Annotated in this window: 3 protein-coding genes and 1 tRNA gene; 2 read left to right on the top strand and 2 right to left on the bottom strand. The window is 63.2% G+C overall.

The window, feature by feature from the left end; translation table 11 throughout:
• The coding region (locus AC1VAN_RS18720; protein ID WP_480986429.1) for a hypothetical protein at positions 1-316 on the top strand (316 nt) is incomplete at its 5' end.
• A 67-nt stretch (positions 317-383) separates the two neighbouring features.
• Here AC1VAN_RS18720 and AC1VAN_RS18715 read toward each other — a convergent pair.
• Positions 384-459: transfer RNA gene (locus AC1VAN_RS18715), tRNA-Gly, on the bottom strand.
• A gap of 105 nt (positions 460-564) precedes the next feature.
• Entirely contained in the window at positions 565-1,671 is a 1,107-nt protein-coding gene (locus AC1VAN_RS18710) for an NAD(P)/FAD-dependent oxidoreductase (RefSeq protein WP_442251047.1), read from the bottom strand.
• Between the two features lie 377 nt (positions 1,672-2,048).
• Here AC1VAN_RS18710 and AC1VAN_RS18705 point away from each other — a divergent pair.
• A partial coding sequence (locus AC1VAN_RS18705; protein WP_480986428.1) for a hypothetical protein occupies positions 2,049-2,390 on the top strand: 342 nt, incomplete at its 3' end.

Genomic DNA, 2,390 nt, shown 5'->3' with positions numbered 1-2,390 from the left:
CTTCGCGACCGTGCTCATCGTGGGTACGACGGCGATCTGCCTGACCACTCCGTTGGCGTCGAACGCGGCCATGCTGCTGATGGACCGCAGCAACTTCATTCCCGCGCAGTCGTCGATCTTTTCCTTCGAGCCCTACGTGATCAACGAGGGCTCGTCGAACTACTGGTTGTACGGCCAGGACCGGAACTACTACTACCACTTCACCTACCGGGCCGACGCCCCGTATCTGTACATCACGCGGAAGAACGCCTGCGCCGGCTTCGATCGTGCGGACGTGCGAACCTGGTGCGGTGCGGGCCGAGGCAGCCCGCGCTAGCGCGATCGCAATCCCTTTCCGGTGCGCAAACGAAAAACGCCCCCTTGCGGGAGCGTTTTTCTGAATCTGGAGCGGGAAACGAGACTCGAACTCGCGACCTCAACCTTGGCAAGGTTGCGCTCTACCAACTGAGCTATTCCCGCAGATTCCGTTCGACCTGCGTCGAAGGAGCGCTATTGTGTCGGGATTGCTGCACGGCGTCAACAGGATTCTGCTGCCCCCTCATGAAGCAGCGTTCAGCTTCAGGATCACATCCACACGCCCCGCCGATGGAAGTAGATCTGCTCGGCCAGCCGGCGCATCGGGCCGGTACGCAGCAGCGCATTGACCGGCCAGTCCTGCTGCAGGTGGTCCATTGCCCAGCGCAGCATGCGCTTGCGGTGAAAGGTGGGGGCCGCCTGACGCGCCACCTGCTCTGCGGCCGGCCCCTTGCCGCGCCGGTGCAACCCGATCGCATCACCGACCGCCCAGCCATGCCGCCATGACGAGTGGATGCCGCCGGCCGACAGCGGCGAAACAACACCTGCCGCATCACCGGTCAGGATCACGCCCGGCGCGGTGATCGGGCCATCCGGCAACCCGCAGGGCACCAGCCCCGCGCGGGTGCCGGCAACCTGGGCCGAGTGCGGAAGTCCCACAACGTCGCGCACGTGTTCAAGGAATCCCTCGATATCCGGCGCGCGTGCATGTGCGGGATCATGCCGCAGCGCCAATCCCACCTGCACGCCGGTGGGGTTCTGCGCGGCCCAGCCGATGTAGCCGGATGCGAATCGGCGGCTGACAAAGCAGTGCAAGGCATCGCCTTCCGGCAGCTGCACGCCGGCAAACTCGCGCTCGACGCCATACAGATTGTCGCGCACCTGGCCCAGGCCGGTACGCTGGGCAACACGTGATCGTGCGCCATCAGCGCCGACCAGATAGGCCGTGCGCCCCACCCCTTCAACCTGCCACGCGTCGCCGTCGCGGCAGGCGTCGGTGAACGACTGCTGCAGACGCAGGTCCACGCCATTGGCACGCAGTTCGCTGGCCAGCCAGCGCATCAGGTTCGGCGTATCGGTGGTGAGGAAGTAGTAACCCGGTGCGGTCAGCAGCACGTTGTGCAGGTTCGGCGCATACAGGCGCACGCGTGCGACGCGTTGCACGAGATGATCGGGCATGCGCCCCAGCCAGGTCTGTTCCATCGCCTCCTTCACCACGATACCGGTGGTGTGCAGGCGTTCGCCAGGGTCGGCCTTGCGCTCGAGCACGCAGACGCGCAGGCCGTACTGAGCGGCGGCAAGTGCGCAGGCGGCACCACCAAAACTAGCGCCGACGATGACCACGTCGTAGTCGTTGGCAGGGGGAGTCTGAGGCATCGCGGCGTCACCTTGCTGGATCCGGGGGTACAGCGTGGGATCGGCGCATGGCGAGGCGATGGAGTGGCGGTGAAGTGGGGATGAAGCGCTCGCTCGCCCGATCGGGCTCCATTTCGGAATACTTGTATGGACTCACCCCGGACGACGATCAATAGTTCCTGGCCCAGTGCCATCACCAATGTAGTGGCGACTATCGACAACCACTCCGACACCCTCGATCGGGACCAATCTGAGAACGGCGACATGTAGTTGAGCATGTCCAAGAGCGCGAGTCTCGGCGATCCGCTGGCAGTGGACTGATCGCTCCGAGCAACAACCGCTCTCAATGAACCCACAAGACGACCAGTCCTCCCGGACCACGACATTCGAGAATCGATATGGATCACTTCGCCCACCTTGGCTACCACTACGGCGAGCGAGAAATCGAGTCGTTGCTGAAGGAGCTTGGGATCGTCGATGCTCCAGCCCTGGAGCCGCATTGGACAGATGCTTACTTGTCCAACGCATCACTCGGCGTTGAACTGACATTGTCAGATTCTGAGTCCTTGGCCTTTCCTAGTCGCGACTATCCAGCTGGCGCGCTAGTGTTATCCAATTTCCGCTACTACGGACGGGAAATCGGCGACTTTTCCGTTTACCGAGGCGCCCTGCCCCACGGCCTCACTTTCGGCCAAGGCAGGAGCGACGTCTTGTCAATGTTTGGTGAACCGGAATGGACA

This window comes from Stenotrophomonas sp. 05L44_2 (assembly GCF_056665995.1).
This window is presented reverse-complemented; position numbering and strand designations above follow the sequence as displayed.